Origin of the sequence: Peribacillus sp. NPDC097295 (genome assembly GCF_044761665.1) — a bacterium.
Lineage (GTDB): Bacteria > Bacillota > Bacilli > Bacillales > DSM-1321 > Peribacillus.
In genome coordinates, this window is record NZ_JBIWCW010000008.1 from 40863 (window position 1) to 61028 (window position 20166).

General features: G+C 43.3%; 19 protein-coding genes. 18 read left to right on the plus strand and 1 reads right to left on the minus strand.

The window, feature by feature from the left end:
• The first annotated feature begins 3 nt into the window (after window positions 1-3).
• The 6 genes from ACIQXN_RS14465 (at window position 4) to spoVM (ending at window position 5285) form a co-directional block, all read left to right on the plus strand.
• Entirely contained in the window at window positions 4-753 is a 750-nt protein-coding gene (locus ACIQXN_RS14465; RefSeq protein ID WP_402967730.1) for a Stp1/IreP family PP2C-type Ser/Thr phosphatase, read from the plus strand.
• Between the two features lie 5 nt (window positions 754-758).
• Window positions 759-2777, plus strand: a complete 2019-nt coding sequence (gene pknB / locus ACIQXN_RS14470; RefSeq protein WP_402967733.1) for a Stk1 family PASTA domain-containing Ser/Thr kinase — start codon at window positions 759-761, stop codon at window positions 2775-2777.
• Window positions 2778-2800: 23 nt separating this feature from the next.
• Entirely contained in the window at window positions 2801-3682 is an 882-nt protein-coding gene (rsgA, locus tag ACIQXN_RS14475) for a ribosome small subunit-dependent GTPase A (RefSeq protein ID WP_402967736.1), read from the plus strand.
• A gap of 1 nt (window position 3683) precedes the next feature.
• Entirely contained in the window at window positions 3684-4334 is a 651-nt protein-coding gene (gene rpe, locus ACIQXN_RS14480; protein WP_402967740.1) for a ribulose-phosphate 3-epimerase, read from the plus strand.
• 96 nt (window positions 4335-4430) lie between these two features.
• Window positions 4431-5084, plus strand: a complete 654-nt coding sequence (locus tag ACIQXN_RS14485; RefSeq protein ID WP_402967743.1) for a thiamine diphosphokinase — start codon at window positions 4431-4433, stop codon at window positions 5082-5084.
• Between the two features lie 120 nt (window positions 5085-5204).
• Window positions 5205-5285, plus strand: coding sequence for a stage V sporulation protein SpoVM (gene spoVM / locus ACIQXN_RS14490; RefSeq protein WP_034313769.1), 81 nt, complete (start codon window positions 5205-5207; stop codon window positions 5283-5285).
• A gap of 205 nt (window positions 5286-5490) precedes the next feature.
• On the opposite strand, the gene rpmB is transcribed toward spoVM, so the two are convergent.
• Window positions 5491-5679, minus strand: coding sequence for a 50S ribosomal protein L28 (gene rpmB, locus ACIQXN_RS14495; protein WP_402868250.1), 189 nt, complete (start codon window positions 5677-5679; stop codon window positions 5491-5493).
• Between the two features lie 250 nt (window positions 5680-5929).
• Between rpmB and ACIQXN_RS14500 the strand changes: the two genes are divergently transcribed.
• The 12 genes from ACIQXN_RS14500 (at window position 5930) to smc (ending at window position 20142) form a co-directional block, all read left to right on the plus strand.
• Window positions 5930-6292 (plus strand): Asp23/Gls24 family envelope stress response protein, encoded by a 363-nt coding sequence (locus ACIQXN_RS14500; protein ID WP_402868253.1) that lies wholly within the window; start codon window positions 5930-5932, stop codon window positions 6290-6292.
• 18 nt (window positions 6293-6310) lie between these two features.
• Entirely contained in the window at window positions 6311-7981 is a 1671-nt protein-coding gene (locus tag ACIQXN_RS14505) for a DAK2 domain-containing protein (protein WP_402967746.1), read from the plus strand.
• Between the two features lie 233 nt (window positions 7982-8214).
• Complete coding sequence (gene sdaAB / locus ACIQXN_RS14510; protein ID WP_402967749.1) at window positions 8215-8877, plus strand: L-serine ammonia-lyase, iron-sulfur-dependent subunit beta; 663 nt, start codon at window positions 8215-8217, stop codon at window positions 8875-8877.
• Between the two features lie 43 nt (window positions 8878-8920).
• Window positions 8921-9805 carry an L-serine ammonia-lyase, iron-sulfur-dependent, subunit alpha gene (gene sdaAA, locus ACIQXN_RS14515; RefSeq protein WP_402967752.1) on the plus strand — a complete coding sequence of 295 codons (885 nt, stop codon included), beginning with the start codon at window positions 8921-8923 and terminating at the stop codon, window positions 9803-9805.
• The gene (gene recG / locus ACIQXN_RS14520) at window positions 9802-11853 is read left to right on the plus strand and encodes an ATP-dependent DNA helicase RecG (RefSeq protein WP_402967755.1); all 2052 of its coding nucleotides are present in this window, start codon (window positions 9802-9804) and stop codon (window positions 11851-11853) included. Before sdaAA ends, recG begins: the two co-directional genes overlap by 4 nt.
• Before the next feature lie 120 nt (window positions 11854-11973).
• Window positions 11974-12531: a transcription factor FapR gene (gene fapR, locus ACIQXN_RS14525; protein ID WP_402967758.1), complete on the plus strand. Its 558-nt coding sequence runs from the start codon at window positions 11974-11976 to the stop codon at window positions 12529-12531.
• 25 nt (window positions 12532-12556) lie between these two features.
• A complete protein-coding gene (plsX, locus tag ACIQXN_RS14530; RefSeq protein WP_402967761.1) occupies window positions 12557-13546 on the plus strand; it encodes a phosphate acyltransferase PlsX in 990 nt (329 codons plus the stop codon).
• 23 nt (window positions 13547-13569) lie between these two features.
• The gene (fabD, locus tag ACIQXN_RS14535) at window positions 13570-14517 is read left to right on the plus strand and encodes an ACP S-malonyltransferase (protein WP_402967764.1); all 948 of its coding nucleotides are present in this window, start codon (window positions 13570-13572) and stop codon (window positions 14515-14517) included.
• A complete protein-coding gene (gene fabG / locus ACIQXN_RS14540; RefSeq protein ID WP_402967767.1) occupies window positions 14514-15257 on the plus strand; it encodes a 3-oxoacyl-[acyl-carrier-protein] reductase in 744 nt (247 codons plus the stop codon). Before fabD ends, fabG begins: the two co-directional genes overlap by 4 nt.
• A gap of 58 nt (window positions 15258-15315) precedes the next feature.
• A complete protein-coding gene (locus ACIQXN_RS14545; protein WP_053345291.1) occupies window positions 15316-15549 on the plus strand; it encodes an acyl carrier protein in 234 nt (77 codons plus the stop codon).
• Window positions 15550-15813: 264 nt separating this feature from the next.
• Window positions 15814-16554, plus strand: a complete 741-nt coding sequence (rnc, locus tag ACIQXN_RS14550; protein ID WP_402967770.1) for a ribonuclease III — start codon at window positions 15814-15816, stop codon at window positions 16552-16554.
• 24 nt (window positions 16555-16578) lie between these two features.
• Complete coding sequence (smc, locus tag ACIQXN_RS14555) at window positions 16579-20142, plus strand: chromosome segregation protein SMC (RefSeq protein WP_402967773.1); 3564 nt, start codon at window positions 16579-16581, stop codon at window positions 20140-20142.
• Window positions 20143-20166: the final 24 nt, after the last annotated feature.

Here is a 20166-nt window from a genome sequence, read left to right on the forward strand (position 1 = left end):
CCTATGAGGGCAATATTCAAAACAGACCGTGGGAAAGTCCGTCAGCATAATGAAGATAACGGCGGAATTTTTATGAATCCGGAAGGCGTTCGCCTTGCCATCGTTGCAGATGGCATGGGCGGCCACCGTGCCGGGGATGTAGCGAGTGGGATGACGATTGACCTTTTAAAAAAACGATGGGAAGAATCAACCGATATAGAAACGGCTACTGATGCCGAGGAGTGGTTGAGAAGGCACATCCTCATTGTCAATCAATTGCTTTTTGAACATGCCGAAGCGAACATAGAATGCAAGGGCATGGGCACAACGATTGTTGCAGCGATATGTACAGATAAATTTTCGACCATTGCTAACATCGGGGACAGCCGGTGTTATTTGTGCAACGAAAGCGGATTCAAGCAAATCACGGAAGACCACTCCCTTGTTAATGAGTTGGTCCGTTCAGGTCAGATTACAAAGGAAGACGCCGAGCATCATCCACGAAAAAATGTTTTATTGAGGGCTTTGGGTACCGAATTACAAGTGGAGATGGACATCACGACAATCATTTTTGAAGAGCAAGATATGCTATTGCTATGTTCCGACGGACTAACGAATAAAGTAAGTGAATCGGAACTCGAAGAAATGATCAACAATGGACAATCACTTGAAGAAAAGGCACAATCGTTAATAGAACTGGCTAATAATTATGGTGGAGAAGATAATATCACCCTTGTGCTTGTTCAATTTTTTGATGAAAGCGAAAGCAGGTGAACTCAATGTTGATTGGTAGAAGAATCAACGGCCGTTATAAACTGATCGAAATGGTCGGTGGCGGCGGTATGGCTAATGTTTACCTTGCGAGAGATATGATTTTGGACCGTGATGTTGCATTGAAGATCCTGCGGATGGATTTTAATAATGACGATGAGTTCATCAAACGCTTTAATCGGGAAGCGCAATCAGCAACGAGTCTCGCCCATCCGAATATTGTCAGTATTTATGATGTCGGAGAAGAAAATGATATCTACTATATCGTCATGGAATATGTGGACGGGTTTACATTAAAGCAATACATACAAAAATACTATCCAATTCCTGTTGAAAAATCCTTAGATATCATGAAGCAAATTACGGCTGCCATCTCCCATGCCCATCATAATGGGATCATCCACAGGGACATCAAGCCTCAGAATATCTTGATAGATAATGAAGGTACGGTCAAAATCACTGATTTCGGAATCGCCTTGGCGCTAAGTGCAACGAATATAACTCAGACGAATGCCGTATTAGGTTCTGTTCATTACTTGTCACCGGAGCAGGCCAGAGGCGGCATGGCCAATAAGAAATCGGATATATACTCACTCGGTATCGTCATGTTTGAAATCTTAACGGGTAGGCTCCCGTTTTCCGGTGAATCTGCCGTCTCTATCGCTCTTAAGCATTTACAATCAGAGACACCGTCACCAAAGCGCTGGAATCCTGAGATACCGCAAAGTGTCGAAAACATCATCTTGAAAGCTACGGCAAAGGATTCGTATTATCGTTACGAAAGCGTGGACACAATGGAAGATGATATTCGAACATCGCTTAATCCAGAGCGCTTGAATGAATTGCCTTTTACTATACCGGAAGACCATGATGCAACAAAAGCCATTCCCATCATCACGAATGACCAGCTTCCGAGCATTGATGAGACTATCATTAGGGGACCGGAAAAAAATACAAACGCAGTTGAAGAAGATGAAACAATTGGTGAGCCAGAAACAGTGACTAAGGCAAAAAAGAAACAGAAAAAACAAAAAACGAAATCAAAACAAAAAAATAAAAAGCGCAAGAAATGGCCGGTTATTTTAGTTACCGTCTTTTTGGCTTTAGCAGTCGTTGCCATCTTATCCATTACAGTTTTCCCTTCTATGCTTGGCACTAAGGAAGTGACCGTCCCTGATTTAAAAGGGAAGGAGCTTGATGATGCCATTTCTACTTTAAATGGATTAGGATTCGAGGTTGGGAATACGATTGAGATTAATGATGAAGAAGTCGAAAAGGGTCGCGTCATCAAAACAAACCCTAAGGAAGGCAAGACGGTAAAAGAAGGTGCCAAGATCATTCTCTATCAAAGCTTGGGTAAAGAAACGATTACGTTGTCTGATTATGAAGGCAGAAATTTTGAAGATATAGAGGACATGCTCAATAAGATGGGTTTCAAGGATATCCCCGTAACCGAAGTATTTGATGACAGCGAGCCGGGTACGATCATTGACCAAGATCCTTCGGAAGGCTTTGAGGTGATACCTTCAGAGACGGAACTCGAGCTCAAGGTCAGTAAAGGTGCCGATCGATTAACCTTAAAAAATCTGACTGGATTCAATGAGACCGCCCTAAATGATTACTCCAATGAAAGCGGCTTAAAAATCGCCGTGGAAAAAGAAGTGTATTCAGAATCTGTCGCTGAGGGGCTTGTTATTTCGCAGTCACCAGAACCGACCACTAAAGTCGATAAGGGAAGTACGGTAAGCGTGGTCCTTTCAAAAGGCAAAGAAGAGATCCCACCTAAGACGGTTACTGAGGAATTCACGATCGAATATGATCCGGTAGAGCCTGGTAAACCGCAGCAAGTCCAGATCTTCATTGAAGACATCAATAATAGCATGACCGAGCCCTACGATACTTTTGCGCTCTTGGAAAATCAAAAACAAGAGTTGAAGTTATTGGTATCCAAAGATAAGAAAGCCGGATATAAAGTCATGCGCGACGGTCAGGTCATCAAAGAGAAAACCGTCACTTATCCGGAATGAAAAATTAATTTAGGAGTGTGGCTATGCCCGAAGGAAAAATCATTAAAGCCTTAAGCGGCTTTTATTATGTTTTAGATGGAGAAGAAGTATACCAGTGCCGAGGCCGAGGAGTTTTTCGAAAAAATAAGGTGACGCCCCTTGTTGGCGATTATGTGGCATTTGAGGCAGAGAATAAAACGGACGGGACGGTCACGGAGGTCAAGCCACGAAAGAATGAATTGGTTCGTCCACCCATATCGAATGTCGATCAGGCGATTCTTGTTTTTTCTGCCGTCGAACCGGATTTCAGTCCAGCCTTGCTAGATAGATTCCTGGTCCTCATTGAAGACAATGAAATCGAACCCATCATTGTCGTAACGAAGATGGATTTGGTACCCTCCGATAAAAAGGAGGGATTGACTCAATATATCAAGGATTACCAGAAGTTAGGCTATGCTGTTTTGGAAACATCTTCTATAACCGCAGGAGGTGTCGATCAGCTTGTTCCATTTATAGAAGGGAAAACAAGTGTCTTTGCCGGTCAGTCTGGAGTGGGGAAATCCTCGCTGTTGAATGCCATCAATCCGAGTTTGGCTCTTAAGACAGACGACATTTCTTCCCATTTAGGACGCGGAAAGCATACTACACGTCATGTGGAATTGATTCATATGGGCACTGGCCTCGTTGCGGATACGCCGGGATTCAGTTCACTTGAGTTCATGGACATGGAAGCAGAACGCCTTTCGTATTGTTTCCCTGAGATGCATAAGCTTGGTGAGGATTGCAAGTTCAGAGCCTGCCTGCATGACAAAGAACCGAAGTGCGCTGTGAAAGAAGCGGTGGAAACGGGAGAAATTCCACGTTACCGGTATGAACATTATATGCAGTTTTTAGAGGAAATTAGAGATAGAAAGCCGAGGTATTAGTATGGTTAAAATTGCACCATCCATATTATCAGCTGACTTTGCAAAACTGGGAGAAGAAATTTTGGATGTCGAGAGAGGTGGAGCCGATTATATCCATGTAGACGTCATGGACGGCCATTTTGTACCCAATATCACAATCGGGTCATTGATTGTCGACGCGATTAGACCGGTGACAAAACTTCCACTAGACGTACATTTGATGATTGAACGCCCAGATGACTACATTGAAGCGTTTGCCAAAGCAGGGGCAGATTATATTACTGTTCATGTAGAAGCATGCACCCACCTACATCGTACGATTCAATTGATAAAGTCCTATGGTATAAAAGCGGGGGTGGTCCTTAATCCGGCTACTCCAGCTTCCGTAATTGCTCCCATCATTGAAGATATAGATATGGTTTTATTGATGACCGTCAATCCAGGGTTTGGGGGGCAAAAGTTCATCGCTTCCGTACTGCCGAAAATCTCTGAAGTCAAGGCGATGGCTGATCTGTACAACCCCAATCTTGAAATTGAAGTAGATGGCGGGGTAAATGAAGAAACGGCTAAGCTTTGTATAGAACGAGGAGCTACGGTCCTTGTAGCCGGGTCGGCCATCTATAATCAAGAAGATCGCGAGGCAGCGATCCAAAGGATTCGTGGAAACTTATAAGGGAAATGAGCCGACATGATTGTATGATCCATACGATCATGATCGGCTTTTTTTACGCAATCAGGTTGTAAAATTTTTAAGAATAGGGTGGTAGACATGATAATAAGCATTATGGCTGGAGGCCCGAAGGAAATGTGGCCCGATTTATCGGCTTATAGGGAAATGACTGATTTGTGGGTTGGGGTCGATAGAGGTGTGTGGGCACTGCTTGAAAATGACATTATTCCTCAGTGTGGCTTTGGCGATTTCGATTCCGTTTCTGAAGGTGAATGGACCATGATTCAAAAAAAAATGGAGCGAATCAAACTCTACCCACCTGAGAAGGATGAAACCGATTTAGAAATCGCTTTTAATTGGGCAGTGGAGCAAAAGCCGAGTGAAATTCATATTCTAGGTGCCACCGGTGGAAGGTTGGACCACTTTCTTGGTAATATCCAATTGCTGCAGAAAGAGAGCATCCTCCCTTTTCTCAACGACACAGAAATGTACATAGTCGATCGACAGAACTCCTTAACCGTGAAGACACCTGGATCTTATTCTATCGTTAAAGACGATGATAAAAAGTATATATCGTTGCTTCCGGTAACGTCTGAAATCACGGGCATAACACTATTAGGGTTCAAATATCCACTTGCTGATGCAAGACTCGAGTTAGGCTCTACACTATGTGTCAGCAATGAACTAATTTCTGATTGTGGGAATGTTTCATTTGAGGAAGGCATATTAATGGTGATAAGAAGCAGAGATTAAAATTCATGCTTAAAGCAGATTCGGATATACTTTTCATCCTATATCCGCTTAAAAGCTTATGTTGTAATAGAAAAGTTCCACTTCATCTTAATTTTGTGGGATGTAAAGAGGAGGGGCATTATGAAATTTTATACGATTAAATTGCCAAAAGTTCTGGGCAGTTTGGTAAGGGCCATGCTCGGGGCGTTTAAAAAAGGCTGATAAAAAACCTATTCACGTGACACCTTCTAAACGAAGGTGTTATTTTTTCGATTTTGCTGGGGGATAATAAGAAGGAATCGGATGGGTTTGGCAGGCTTTTAATGGGAGATGATCTTTCCAAGTGAATCAGGTTATCCAATCATAACCCATTATAAAGCGGGAGCCATTTTCAAATAAAAAGGCATCCTAAGAGGATGCCGTAACATTATACGCGTTCTACTTTGCCCGATTTAAGAGCTCTTGCAGAAACGTATACACGTTTAGGTTTACCGTCAACTAAAATACGTACTTTTTGAAGGTTAGCGCCGAATGTACGCTTGCTAGCGTTCATTGCGTGAGAGCGGCTGTTACCAGAACGGGTTTTTCTTCCAGTGATTACACATTTACGTGCCATGTCAAATTCCCTCCTAACTACAACAAGCTTAAGTTTACGAAGTTGTCTTAAGTCTTTGTGAAATACTTTAATAATTTATCACACCTACCGTGAGAATGCAATACTTCAGTTAATTACTTTCAAGAAAAAAACCTTGACATACCCTCTTGAAAATTGAATTATATAAGTACCGTACCACATTTACTTTTAAAACAATAGACATTATAGTAAAATGTCTTTAGTTGAGTTAGTTTTGGGAGGGAAAAAGAAAATGTCTATTGAACTACAAACGAAATATGGACAAATTGATATATCTAATGATGTAATCGCTACGGTAGCCGGTGGTGCTGCTATTGATTGCTACGGAATAATAGGAATGGCTTCAAAAAAACAATTTAAAGACGGCATTGCCGAAATACTAAGAAAAGAAAACTTTACTAAGGGTGTAATCGTCCGACAAGATGAGGAAGAAGTTCATATCGATATGTATATTATCGTTAGTTATGGAACGAAAATCTCGGAAGTTGCACATAATGTGCAATCAAAAGTAAAATACACACTGGACAAAACTGTTGGATTAGCTGTTGATTCTGTAAACATTTTTGTACAGGGAGTTCGTGTAACGAACCCTTAAGTATAGGAGGAAAGTTTTGTGTCAATTACAAGTTTAAATGGAAAGCGCTTTGCTGAAATGATCATCCAGGGAGCTAATCAATTAGCAGCTAACGCCCAAATGGTCGATGCCTTGAACGTTTTCCCAGTTCCAGATGGAGATACAGGAACAAACATGAATTTATCTATGACTTCAGGAGCTAAGGAAGTTCAAAATAATGTACAAGAACATATAGGAAAAGTGGGTACTTCCCTTTCAAGAGGTCTTTTGATGGGAGCTCGGGGTAACTCTGGGGTAATTCTTTCTCAGCTTTTTCGTGGTTTTGCAAAATCTATTGAAAATAAAGCGGAAATCAATAGTGAAGAATTTGCCAATGCCTTTGAAGCTGGTGTACAAACTGCTTATAAGGCCGTTATGAAACCTGTTGAAGGAACCATATTAACAGTGGCGAAGGATGCAGCGAAGCAAGCGGTTACATCCGCTGCCAAGCACCAGGATCTAATCCAGGTGATGGAGGAAATCGTCATCGAGGCCAATGCATCTTTAAAGCGGACACCGGATTTACTTCCTGTATTAAAAGAAGTAGGTGTCGTCGATAGCGGTGGACAAGGCTTGGTTTTCGTTTATGAAGGTTTCCTGGCGGAACTGAAAGGTGAAGCCTTACCGGTTCGCTCGGCAAATGGCCCAAGCATGGATGATATGGTTAGTGCTGAACACCACATTAATGTTCAGGGACACATTAACTCGGAAGATATCGTGTTTGGTTATTGTACGGAATTCATGGTTCGATTGGAAAATGATAAGCCATTAGCCCAATCCTTTGATGAAGAGAAATTCCGAAATGATTTAAGTGAATACGGCGATTCATTATTAGTCATCTCTGATGATGAAGTGGTTAAAGTACATATTCACTCTGAGCAGCCTGGTAACTGTCTTAATTATGGTCAGAAATATGGTAGTTTAATCAAGTTGAAAATCGATAATATGCGTGAACAGCATACAGCTATAGTCGGCGGAACTACAACGCCCCTTCAGACAAAACCAAAGGCTAAAGAAAAATACGGTATCGTATCTGTTGCGATGGGTTCAGGGATTAGCGAACTTTTCAAAAGCATCGGTGCAAAAACAGTCATTGAAGGTGGGCAAACGATGAATCCAAGTACGGAAGACATCGTGAAAGCAGTCGAGGAGGCACATGCAGAAAATGTAATCATTCTGCCAAATAATAAAAATATTATTATGGCCGCTAATCAAGCTGCTGATGTTCTTGGAGATAACGTGATTGTCGTTCCTGCTAAAACTGTGCCACAAGGAATGTCTGCATTGCTTGCTTTCAATCCTTCGTTGGATGTTATCGAGAACCAAAAGGTGATGACTGAGGCCCTTTCACATGTTAAAACTGGTCAAATCACCTATGCTGTAAGGAATACGAGCATCGATGGCCTGACAATCGAGAAGGGTGACTTCATGGGAATCGATGAGGGCACCATCAAAGTGAAAAATAAAGGCAAGGCTCAGGCTGCAAAGGATCTTTTATCTAAAATGATTGATGAAGATTCCGAAATCCTGACCATTCTTTACGGCGAAGATGCAACTGCGGAAGAAGTGGAGCAGCTTGTGGCATTTTGTGAAGAAACTTTTGAAGATGTCGAAGTAGAAGTCCATAATGGTAAACAACCATTATATGCTTTCATTTTTTCAATTGAATAATTTTACGGCCATATGGCTAGGGGGCACATTATGCTTCACATGCCGTTTAAGTGGCATAATATAGAAAGATAGATAAACAGCAATAAACTGCATAGGTCATTAGGCTATGCAGTTTATTTTTGCGGACTAAAGGTATAAACAATAATGCAGGAGCCAGGACTGATTAGTAGATAACCTCTAGCGTTTTTCTTTAGGTCTTTGAAGTTCAGCGCGTAAAGAAGGAGGAATAGAACATGAAATACAGGAGTGTATTTGATATCATCGGTCCCGTCATGATTGGACCTTCAAGCTCCCACACAGCGGGAGCTGCTAGAATAGGCAGGGTGGCAAGGAATCTATTCAATAAAGAACCGAAATGGGCCCGTATTTCTTTTTATGGGTCATTCGCCAAAACCCATAAAGGGCATGGGACGGATGTGGCCATAGTAGGGGGCCTCCTTGATTTTGATACTTTTGATGAGAGAATCAAAGAATCTCTTGATATAGCCCGCAAAAAGAATATGGACATTACATTTCAGGAAGAAGAGGCCGTTCCGGAACATCCGAATACTGTGAAAATAACGGTGGGCGATGATGCAGATGAACTGGAACTCGTTGGCATCTCGATTGGTGGGGGCAAAATTGAAATCATTGAATTGAATGAATTCAAATTACGGCTTTCGGGTCATAATCCAGCCATACTTGTCGTACATGATGACCGTTTCGGGGCTATTGCCAATGTTTCTAACGTTTTGGCTAAGCACCAAATCAATATTGGCCAGATGGAAGTTTCCCGAAAAGAAAAAGGGAAGATGGCTCTTATGACCATTGAAGTGGATGTTAATTTAGAAGAGGAAGTCATCGATGAAATTTCGAAATTGCCCCATATCACAAAGGTCGCAAGGATTGTTGATTGAGTTGGCATGAGGCAACCGTTTTCATTAAGGAGGGAAAGAGGACATGTTTCGAAATGTAGCAGAACTAGTAGAAATGGCAGAAGCAAAGCAAAAGAAAATATCGACCCTTATGATCGAACAGGAAATGGAAGTATCAGGAAAAAGTCGTGATCAAATCATCCATCAAATGGGGGTGAACCTTGACGTCATGGAACAGGCCGTTGAAAAGGGCCTTCAAGGAGTACGTTCCGTTTCGGGATTGACTGGTGGGGACGCAGTCCTTCTTCAAAATTATATCAAATCGGGAAATTCCTTATCGGGGGAACTATTGTTGGATGCGGTCAGTAAGGCCGTAGCCACCAATGAAGTGAATGCAGCGATGGGGACGATTTGTGCGACACCGACTGCGGGATCAGCAGGAGTTGTGCCTGGCACCCTTTTCGCTTTGCAAAATAAATTAAAACCGAATCGCGAACAGAAAATCGCATTTCTGTTCACTGCAGGGGCTTTTGGATTCGTTGTCGCTAATAACGCATCAATCTCTGGAGCGGCAGGCGGTTGCCAGGCGGAAGTCGGTTCAGCTTCAGGAATGGCAGCGGCCGCAATCGTTGAAATGGCAGGAGGAACGCCATCCCAAAGTGCCGAAGCCATGGCGATTACTTTAAAGAACATGCTGGGTCTTGTATGTGATCCGGTCGCCGGTCTCGTAGAAGTGCCGTGTGTGAAGAGAAATGCCATGGGGGCAGCTAATGCTATGGTTGCAGCTGATATGGCTTTAGCGGGGATAACAAGCCGAATTCCATGCGACGAAGTCATCGATGCAATGTATAGAATTGGACAGACGATGCCGTCGGCCTTAAGAGAAACTGCAGAAGGAGGATTAGCGGCCACACCGACTGGACGGAAGTTGGAAGCGAAGATCTTTGGCATGCCGTTAAGTAACAAGTGAGTAACGCCCTATTGGAACCAATTACCGCAGTTAAGGGCATTGGGGGAGAGACAGCTGCTGCATTGCAGGAAATGGAGATCCATACCGTCAATGATCTTCTTGAGCATCTACCCTATCGCTATGAAGACTATCGGCTGAGGGACTTAGAAACGGTTGAGCATGAGGAGCGGGTTACTGTAGAAGGAAAGATTCATACAGTACCGACATTGAGCTATTTTGGAAAGAAAAAATCCAGGCTTACAATCAAATTGCTGACCGGGAGATATTTGATTACGGTGATATTTTTCAATCAGCCTTACTTGAAATCTAAACTTGCGATCGGTGAGACTGTCTCAGTCACAGGTAAATGGGACCGTCACCGTCAAACGATCACAGGATCAGAGTGCCATGTGGGAGATCACAGCAGGGAGAAAGAGTTCGAACCCGTATATTCCATCAAGGGGAGCATTACGGTAAAAGGAATGCGCCGTCATATCACCAATGGTTTTTCCCAATATGGAAATTTAATCGAAGAGAATTTGCCACCACAACTTCTGACAACATATAAATTGATGCCGCGTAAAGATGCGCTTCGCAAGATGCACTTTCCTTTATCGGCTGCTGATGTCAAGCAGGCCCGTCGCCGTTTTGTATATGAAGAGTTCTTGTTATTTCAGCTGAAGATGCAGGCACTACGAAAAATACAGCGGGAACAGTCTAGGGGGATTGGCCAGGAATTTAATAAGGGTCAAGTAAATGGGTTTATCGATACACTGCCGTTTCCACTAACGAATGCACAAAACAGGGTGGTAGAGGAAATCCTAAGCGACATGACCTCCCCTTACCGCATGAACCGGCTTCTACAAGGAGATGTAGGGTCAGGGAAAACGGTAGTGGCCGCGATTTGTTTATATGCAACGATTTCGGCTGGTTTCCAGGGAGCACTTATGGTCCCTACTGAAATTCTGGCTGAGCAGCATACTCAATCATTAACAGCGATGCTAGAACCAGTCGGGGTAAAGGTTGCTTTATTAACTTCTTCGGTAAAAGGTAAGAAGCGGAGAGAATTATTGGAGAAGCTAGAAACAGGGGAACTTGACCTTTTGATTGGAACCCATGCATTGATTCAGGATGAAGTGAACTTTAGGAACCTCGGTCTGGTCATTACGGATGAACAGCATCGGTTCGGGGTCGAACAACGCCGTATCCTCCGTGAAAAGGGCGGGAATCCAGATGTGCTGTTCATGACGGCAACACCGATTCCTCGTACACTTGCCATTACGGTGTTCGGGGAGATGGACGTTTCGACGATTGACGAAATGCCTGCAGGGCGAAAAGCCATCGAAACGTATTGGGCGAAGCATCAAATGCTTGACCGAATTCTCGTTTTTGTGGAAAAGGAACTTCAAAAAGGCAGACAAGCATATGTCATCTGCCCATTAATCGAGGAGTCGGAAAAACTTGATTCCCTGCAAAATGTTCTAGATGTCCATGGCATGTTGACACAATACTTTGCGAATCGATATAAAGTGGGGCTCATGCACGGGCGTTTATCTGCGGATGAGAAAGATGAAGTGATGCAACAGTTCAGTTCCAATGAAGCGCAAATCCTTGTTTCCACCACAGTTGTCGAAGTAGGAGTGAATGTGCCCAACGCAACGGTGATGGTCATTTATGATGCGGAACGTTTTGGCCTCTCCCAGCTTCATCAGTTACGAGGCCGTGTAGGAAGGGGAAGCAATCAGTCTTTTTGCATTCTTCTGGCCGACCCGAAAACGGAAGTCGGCAAAGAGAGGATGAAAATCATGACAGAGACAAATGATGGTTTTGTCCTTTCAGAGAAAGATTTGGAGCTTCGAGGTCCAGGAGACTTTTTTGGTAAAAAACAAAGCGGGCTTCCCGAGTTCAAAGTGGCCGATATGGTACATGATTACCGGACGCTGGAAGTTGCAAGGGAAGATGCTGCAAAATTAATAGCCTCACAGAGCTTTTGGCATGCACCTGAATACGCACCACTTCGGAAGCATTTGGAAGGGACGGGCGTATTGACGGGAGAAAAGCTTGACTGATAAAGGCTGAACGAAAGTAAAACAGATTGCGAGAATTTCCACAAAATCTTGCAATCTGTTTTTAAAATATATATACTACTATTAGTACCTAGTCATAATACTACGGATGGTGACCTTCAAATGCGAAGAAACAAGAAGGAACGCCAGCAATTATTAATCGAAACGATTAAACAGAATCCTTTTGTAACGGATGAGGAGCTGGCTGATAAATACTCGGTGAGCGTCCAGACAATTAGACTCGATCGACTTGAATTATCCATACCGGAGCTTCGTGAACGCATTAAAACCGTAGCCGAAAAGAAATTCAGCGACGAGATTAGGGCATTGCCACTGGATGAAATTATCGGAGAAGTAATTGATCTGAACCTAGATGAAAATGCAATTTCCATTTTAGATATAAAAAAAGAGCATGTCTTTAAGCGCAATGGAATCGCAAGGGGACATCACCTTTTTGCCCAAGCGAATTCATTGGCGGTGGCGGTCATAAACGACGAACTGGCATTAACGACGAAAGCTTCCATTTTATTTACTCGTTCTGTTAAGGAAAATGAAAGAGTGGTAGCCAAAGCGAAAGTTCAAGAGGTGGACCACAATGCCGACCGTTCAGTAGTGGAAGTCAGAAGCTACGTAGGAAATGAGATGGTATTCAAAGGTGAGTTCGAAATGTATCGCTCTTAACTTGCTTAGAAAAGGATGAACGTCCATGAAAATAACGCTAGACGCAATGGGTGGGGACAACGCACCGAAGGCACAGGTATTGGGTGCCATGAAAGCTGTCGAGGCCTTTTCCGATGTGGAAATCACTTTAATCGGGAATGAAGCTGAAATCAGCCCATACCTAACAAAGAATGAACGAATCACGGTCATACATACGGAAGAAAAAATATTGAGTACCGATGAACCTGTCCGTGCGGTCCGCCGCAAGAAAAATGCATCAATGGTACTGGCAGCCCAGCAAGTGGCCGATGGAGAAGCCGCTGCCTGCATTTCTTCAGGGAATACAGGTGCATTGATGGCTGCCGGCTTGTTTGTTGTCGGTAGGATTGAAGGAATCGAACGTCCGGCATTATCCCCAACTTTGCCGACGATCGATGGTAAAGGTTTTGTGTTTCTTGATGTAGGGGCGAATGCTGAAGCAAAACCCGAACATCTGCTTCAATTTGCAATAATGGGATCTGTATATGCTCAAAAGGTACGAGGCATCGAAAAGCCACGTGTTGGCCTACTGAATATTGGAACTGAAGAGAAAAAAGGGAACGAGTTGACGAAGCAAGCCTTCACGCTTCTTCAGGAATCAACGGACATCACCTTTGTCGGGAATGTAGAAGCAAGGGATCTTCTGAATGGACCGGCAGATGTTGTCGTAACGGACGGCTTTACCGGCAATATGGTGTTGAAAACACTTGAAGGAACGGCGATGAGTGTCTTTAGCATGTTGAAAACGGCTTTGATGAGCAATGTGAAGAGCAAGATTGCAGCAGCACTCGTGAAACCGGAATTAAAGACGATTAAAAATCAAATGGATTATTCGGAATACGGCGGGGCAGGATTATTCGGTTTGAAGGCACCTGTCATCAAGGCGCATGGTTCTTCCGATGCCAATGCAATTTATAACGCCATCCGTCAGACTCGGGATATGGTTAGCCATGATGTCATTCCGACGATTGCAAAGACGATAGAAAAAGACCAATAAATATAAAGATAGGGGAGTTAGGGATGGGTAAGGTTGCTTTTGTGTTTCCAGGACAAGGTTCACAGTCTGTAGGAATGGGTCAAGACTTATTTGAAGAAAATGAGCAAGCACAGCAAATTTTTCAAACGGCGGATGAAAAGCTGGGTTTTGCACTTTCGGAGCTTATATTTAATGGTTCTCAACAAGAATTAACGATAACCTATAATGCGCAACCTGCGCTGTTGACAACAAGCTATGCCTTGTACAATGCTTTGGAAGAAGCAGGCATCAAGCCTGATTACACTGCAGGACATAGTTTAGGGGAATATACGGCGTTGGTGGCGGCTGGTGCTATTTCTTTTGAAGATGCTGTCTATACTGTTAGAAAACGTGGCCAATTCATGGAGGCCGCTGTTCCAAATGGGCAAGGCTCGATGGCTGCCATATTAGGGATGGACCGCACGGCACTCGCTATTGTAACGGCTGATATTACTGATACAGGAGAATCCGTTCAATTGGCTAACATTAATTGTCCAGGACAAATCGTCATCTCCGGAACGGCAGAAGGCGTTAAGCTGGCCAGCGCAAAAGCAAAAGAAGCTGGAGCGAAGCGTGCCCTTCCTCTTGAAGTAAGCGGGCCGTTTCATTCTGAACTAATGAAACCGGCGGCTGAACAATTACAAAAGGTACTTGATGAAGTGAGTTTCCAACAAGCACCTATTCCTGTAATTTCGAACGTAACGGCAGAACCCATCACGGACCCATCACAAATTAAAGATAAATTAATTGAACAGCTGTATTCACCAGTGCTTTGGGAAGATAGTGTCAAAAAGCTACTTGAATTAGGTGTGGACACGTTTGTAGAAGTGGGACCAGGCAAGGTACTGAGTGGATTGATTAAAAAAATTGACCGTTCTGTCAATATTCACTCGGTATCGAATACAGAAACCCTAATTAAGACGGTCGAAGCATTGAAGGGGGAACTAGCATGATCCTAGAAGGTAAAAAAGCAGTAGTTACTGGAGCTTCCCGCGGTATCGGCAAGGAAGTGGCCTTGGAACTCGCACGTCAGGGGGCGGATGTAGCCGTCAATTATGCTGGAAGCGAAGCAAAAGCCAACGAAGTGGTCGAAGAAATCAAGGCACTTGGGCGCAAAGCCTTTGCAGTTCAATGCGATGTGTCCGATAGCGAATCAGTTACAGGCATGTTCAAAGAGGTTATGGAACAATTTGGCCGAGTGGATATCTTAGTTAATAATGCTGGAATTACCCGTGATAATCTATTGATGCGGATGAAAGAAGAAGAATGGGATTCGGTCATCAATACGAATTTAAAAGGCGTGTACCTATGCACGAAAGCAGTCACAAGGCAAATGATGAAGCAGCGTAGCGGTAAAATCATCAATATGGCTTCCATTGTCGGCGTAATGGGGAATGCAGGACAGGCAAATTATGTTGCAGCCAAGGCAGGCGTAATCGGCTTGACTAAATCTACTGCCAAAGAGCTTGCTTCAAGAGGAATCACGGTCAATGCGATTGCTCCAGGTTTCATTTCCACTGATATGACAGATGAACTGACTGAAGATGTGCAAAAAGCGATGCTTTCGCAAATTCCTTTAGCCCGCTTCGGCGATCCGAAGGATATTGCTTCAGTGGCAACTTTCCTCGCTTCAGAGGCAAGCAGTTATATGACCGGACAGACCCTTCATGTTGACGGCGGCATGGTAATGTAAGTTTTGGTTTGATTTTTATGAAATATAATTTATAATGTCTTGAGGGGAGGTGAACACATTGGCAGATGTATTAGAAAGAGTAACAAAAATCGTTGTAGATCGTTTGAACGTTGAAGAATCAGAAGTAAAGCTTGAAGCTTCATTCAAAGAAGATCTTGGTGCCGATTCCCTAGATGTTGTCGAACTAGTCATGGAGTTTGAAGACGAATTCGATATGGAAATTTCGGACGATGACGCTGAAAAAATCGCCACAGTGGGTGATGCTGTGAATTACATAAAAAGCACTATGTAATGTTAATGTCTTTTGATTAAAAGCTCCGTTTTTAAACGGGGCTTTCTCTTGTAATAAAAGGAGTCTGGAACTCGACAGGCTTAACCGATCACGGGTAGGTCCGATTAAGTTTTCACCTGTCCAGCTGCATCCCGGCTGCTAGTTTTCTTTAGGCAGATTATACTGTATGATGGTACATAGGAAAGCTTGACAGGAATTCCTGCCAGGTTTCTTTTTATATTGAGGAAAAATATGTTTTTGAACCGTAGTGGAGGGTTTTTTGTGATGCGTAGGAACGTAAATAATCGTAAACCATCAATCAAGGATAACAAATTTAAAGAGTTACAGGATAACCTGGGTTTTCATTTTCAAGATGAAAACTTATTGAAAAAAGCTTTTACACATTCATCTTATGTGAATGAGCATCGCCGCAAGCCTTATGAAGATAATGAAAGGCTGGAATTTTTAGGGGACGCAGTACTTGAACTGACAATTTCAAAATATTTGTATCAAAAATATCCAATGATGAGTGAAGGAGAGCTTACGAAATTAAGGGCAGCCATTGTCTGTGAGCCATCACTGGTCGACTTTGCCAACAGTCTCTCTTATGGAGAATATGTCCTGCTTGGTAAAGGGGAAGAAATGACAGGCGGAAGAGAACGCCCTGCCATGCTTGCAGATGTTTTTGAAGCCTATATTGGTGCCTTGTATCTTGATCAAGGATTAGAGCCAGTTGTGCAGTTTTTGAAAAATGTCGTGTTTCCGAAGATAGACGAGGGTGCTTTTTCTCATGTGATGGATTATAAGAGCCAGCTTCAAGAGCTCATCCAGCGGGATGCAATCGGGGTTCTGCAATATAAAATACTGCAAGAAAAAGGGCCTGCCCATAATCGTGAATTCGTTTCGACTGTCTCATTGAATGGGGAAGACCTTGGTACCGGTGTGGGAAAATCGAAAAAAGAGGCAGAACAGCATGCCGCCGAGCACGCATTGGCCGTTTTGAAAGAAAAAAACTCAACAAGATAGTTGAACAGTAGAGGGGGAGAGGTCATGTTCCTCAAACGCTTGGACGTAGTAGGATTCAAATCTTTCGCAGATAAAATTTCGATTGAATTTGTACCTGGTGTCACGGCAGTGGTTGGACCGAACGGTAGCGGTAAAAGCAATGTGACCGATGCAGTCCGTTGGGTTCTTGGAGAGCAATCGGCAAAATCACTGCGTGGAGCAAAAATGGAAGATATCATCTTCTCAGGAAGTGACACAAGAAAGGCCTTGAATTTTGCAGAGGTTTCTTTGACTTTGGATAATGAGACAAACACGCTTCCGATTGACTTTCATGAAGTTAGTATCACAAGAAGGGTATACCGTTCGGGTGAAAGTGAGTTCTTCATTAATAACCAAGGGTGCCGCCTGAAAGATATCGTCGAGCTATTTATGGATTCAGGTCTTGGACGTGAAGCGTTTTCCATCATCAGTCAAGGGAAAGTGGAAGAGATTCTAAGCAGTAAGGCGGAAGAAAGACGGGTCATTTTTGAAGAGGCCGCCGGTGTTTTAAAGTATAAAACAAGAAAAAGAAAAGCGGAATCAAAACTGACGGAAACACAAGATAACCTCAATAGGATTCACGACATTCTTCATGAATTAGAAGGTCAAGTGGAACCTCTCAAGATTCAATCTTCCCTTGCCAAGGAATATCTGGATAAAAAAGAGGAGCTTGAAAAAATCGAAGTGGCCTTAACCGTTTTTGAAATTGAAGAACTTCATGGCAAATGGGAAAGTCTCACCCAAGAACTCGAGAAACATAATGAGATGGAGCAGCAATTGGCTGGACGGCTTCATGAACGCGAAGCCCATCTTAAAGAGGTCCGCGAAAGCATTGCAGGACTCGAAACATCGATTAATGAGCTTCAGGGTGTGCTCTTGAATGCCAGTGAAGAACTGGAGAAGCTCGAAGGTCGTAAAGAAGTATTGAAAGAACGGAAAAAAAATGCTGCCCAAAATAAGGCACAGCTAGAAAAGGCGATTATAGAGGGCAAGGAAGCAGTTGAACGTCTTTCTTTACAAAAGGAAAGAGAAACGGTAATTCTTGACGCGTTGAATTCCGAAGTAAAAGGGCTCCAGGAACTTTTGCATGAAAAACAAAAAAGCTTGGGCCTATTCAACACCGACATCGAAGCGTTGATAGAAGTGAAGAAAAGTGACTATATCGAGTGGTTGAACAAGCAGGCTGCCGCCAAAAACGAAAAGCAATACCTTTTGCAGCAGCTTACTCAGCAGGAACATAAAAATTCCAAGCTGGATCACGAAAATGAAAAATTCCTAACGGAAAGAACGGAAATAACCGCTAAGAAACTGGAATTTTCACAGCGGATGGAAAAATTGAGCCAGCAGCTTGAAGAGCATGTCACTTCTTTCCGAAATCAACAGAACAAGTTAAATACAGCAAAAGATACGTATCAAAAACAAGAAACAACCCTTTATAAGGCATATCAATTCCTCCAACAAGCTAAATCCCGCAAAGAACTGCTTGAAGAGATGGAAGAGGATTATGCAGGCTTTTTTCAAGGTGTTAAAGAAGTGTTAAAAGCAAAAGGAACATTAAAAGGCATTGAAGGTGCAGTCGCAGAATTGATCAAGGTCCCAAAGGAATATGAAACGGCGATCGAAACGGCATTGGGCGGAGCGATGCAGCATATTGTCGTGGAGAGAGAAGAACATGCCCGTGAGGCCATTTCCTTCTTGAAAAAAAATCGTTATGGCCGTGCGACATTTCTGCCTTTATCGGTCATCAAGGGAAGAGAAGTTTCTTCAACTCAGTTATCGATGCTGAAGAACCATCCTGCTTTTGTAGGTACAGCTTCCTCGTTGATTCGCTATGATGAGAGGCATGCTTCCATCGCAGCGAACCTGCTTGGCACCGTCATTATCACCAAGGATTTAAAGGGAGCCAACGAGCTTGCAAAAATGGTGCAGCACCGTTTCCGCTTTGTAACCCTTGAAGGGGATGTTGTCAACCCAGGTGGTTCGATGACAGGTGGAACGATTAAACAAAAGTCCACATCATTGCTTTCACGGAAAACGGAGCTCGAAGAATTACATGAAAAGCTTGCCGGTATGGAAGCGAAAACGAATCAGCTCGAAAAACAGGTCAAGCAGCTTAAAGTGGATGTCGGTGTTCAGGAGCAAACGCTTGAACAAACGAGGAGAACAGGTGAAATGCTTCGCTTACAGGAGCAATCCCTAAAAGGTGAGCTTCGTGAAGTCGAGCTTCAGGAAAGAAATGTGAATGACCGTCTGCACCTTTATGATTTGGATAAAAACTCCTATTTAGAAGAGCAACAGCAAAAGAAAGCAAGGCTTGCCGAATTGGAAGAGCTCTTGAAATCTTGTAATATGGAAATTGAAGAACTTGATCGTCTGATAGCGGAAATGACAGAACAAAAACAATCCCAGCAATCGTCAAAAGAAAGTCTTGCGGAAGAAACTAGTGAGTTGAGAGTTACTCTGGCCTCAAAGCGCGGCCAGCTTCAAAACCAAAAAGAAAAGATGGAGCGGCTTGAAGCGGACTTGGCAAAAGAAACGAGTAACCTGAATGAAAATAAGGATGACTTGGGACTTTTGACAAATGAAATGACGGACAGTTCGAGTGGAGAAGAAACGCTTGAAGACTTGGCCCAACAAAGATTGCTTGATAAGAATGGAGCCATCGAAGCAATTTCCGCCAAAAAACAGGAAAAGACCGAAATGCACACTCAACTTGAAACGCTCGAAATAGCTTTGAAAGAGGAAAACCGTCTTTATAAAGGCATTGTTGAAGTGATAAAGGATGAAGAGGTCAAATTGACCCGTCTAGATGTGGCCCTGGAAAACCGTCTGGACCATTTGCGTGAAGAATACACGTTATCCTATGAAGGCGCCAAAGAAAAATATCCGCTGGTGATGCCTGTAGATGAAGCTCAGAAAAAGGTAAAACTCATTAAGCTGGCTATCGAAGAATTGGGTACGGTTAACTTAGGAGCCATCGATGAGTATGCTCGTGTGGCCGAACGGTATGAGTTCCTTCTTGGCCAAAAGGAAGATCTCCAGCAGGCGAAGGACACGCTATTCCAGGTGATTGATGAGATGGACGACGAAATGAAACGGCGCTTTTCGGAAACCTTTTATGCGATTCGTGAACAGTTCGAACAAGTCTTTAAATCACTGTTCGGCGGTGGTAGGGCAGAGTTGAAGCTGACTGATCCCGATGACTTATTGATTACGGGAGTGGATATCATTGCGCAGCCTCCAGGGAAAAAGTTACAGAACTTGAGTCTGTTGTCCGGTGGAGAACGAGCATTGACTGCAATCGCCCTGTTATTCTCCATTCTAAAGGTCCGGCCAGTTCCATTCTGTATCCTTGATGAGGTCGAGGCAGCACTTGATGAAGCGAATGTAGTCCGTTTTAGCCAATTTTTAAGGAAGTTCAGTCAAGAGACACAGTTTATCGTAATCACCCATCGTAAAGGGACGATGGAGGAGGCAGATGTCCTCTATGGCATTACGATGCAGGAATCAGGTGTTTCCAAACTTGTTTCCGTACGTATGGAAGAATCAGAGAACCTTGTTCAAATATAAATCCATGAATTAGAGGAAGTGGGA

Coding starts and splice junctions, on each gene's coding strand:
- ACIQXN_RS14465 (WP_402967730.1), top strand. CDS start 4: ATGAGGGCAATATTCAAAACAGACCGTGGGAAAGTCCGTCAGCATAAT.
- pknB (WP_402967733.1), top strand. CDS start 759: ATGTTGATTGGTAGAAGAATCAACGGCCGTTATAAACTGATCGAAATG.
- rsgA (WP_402967736.1), top strand. CDS start 2,801: ATGCCCGAAGGAAAAATCATTAAAGCCTTAAGCGGCTTTTATTATGTT.
- rpe (WP_402967740.1), top strand. CDS start 3,684: ATGGTTAAAATTGCACCATCCATATTATCAGCTGACTTTGCAAAACTG.
- ACIQXN_RS14485 (WP_402967743.1), top strand. CDS start 4,431: ATGATAATAAGCATTATGGCTGGAGGCCCGAAGGAAATGTGGCCCGAT.
- spoVM (WP_034313769.1), top strand. CDS start 5,205: ATGAAATTTTATACGATTAAATTGCCAAAAGTTCTGGGCAGTTTGGTA.
- rpmB (WP_402868250.1), bottom strand. CDS start 5,679: ATGGCACGTAAATGTGTAATCACTGGAAGAAAAACCCGTTCTGGTAAC.
- ACIQXN_RS14500 (WP_402868253.1), top strand. CDS start 5,930: ATGTCTATTGAACTACAAACGAAATATGGACAAATTGATATATCTAAT.
- sdaAB (WP_402967749.1), top strand. CDS start 8,215: ATGAAATACAGGAGTGTATTTGATATCATCGGTCCCGTCATGATTGGA.
- sdaAA (WP_402967752.1), top strand. CDS start 8,921: ATGTTTCGAAATGTAGCAGAACTAGTAGAAATGGCAGAAGCAAAGCAA.
- fapR (WP_402967758.1), top strand. CDS start 11,974: ATGCGAAGAAACAAGAAGGAACGCCAGCAATTATTAATCGAAACGATT.
- plsX (WP_402967761.1), top strand. CDS start 12,557: ATGAAAATAACGCTAGACGCAATGGGTGGGGACAACGCACCGAAGGCA.
- fabD (WP_402967764.1), top strand. CDS start 13,570: ATGGGTAAGGTTGCTTTTGTGTTTCCAGGACAAGGTTCACAGTCTGTA.
- fabG (WP_402967767.1), top strand. CDS start 14,514: ATGATCCTAGAAGGTAAAAAAGCAGTAGTTACTGGAGCTTCCCGCGGT.
- rnc (WP_402967770.1), top strand. CDS start 15,814: ATGCGTAGGAACGTAAATAATCGTAAACCATCAATCAAGGATAACAAA.
- smc (WP_402967773.1), top strand. CDS start 16,579: ATGTTCCTCAAACGCTTGGACGTAGTAGGATTCAAATCTTTCGCAGAT.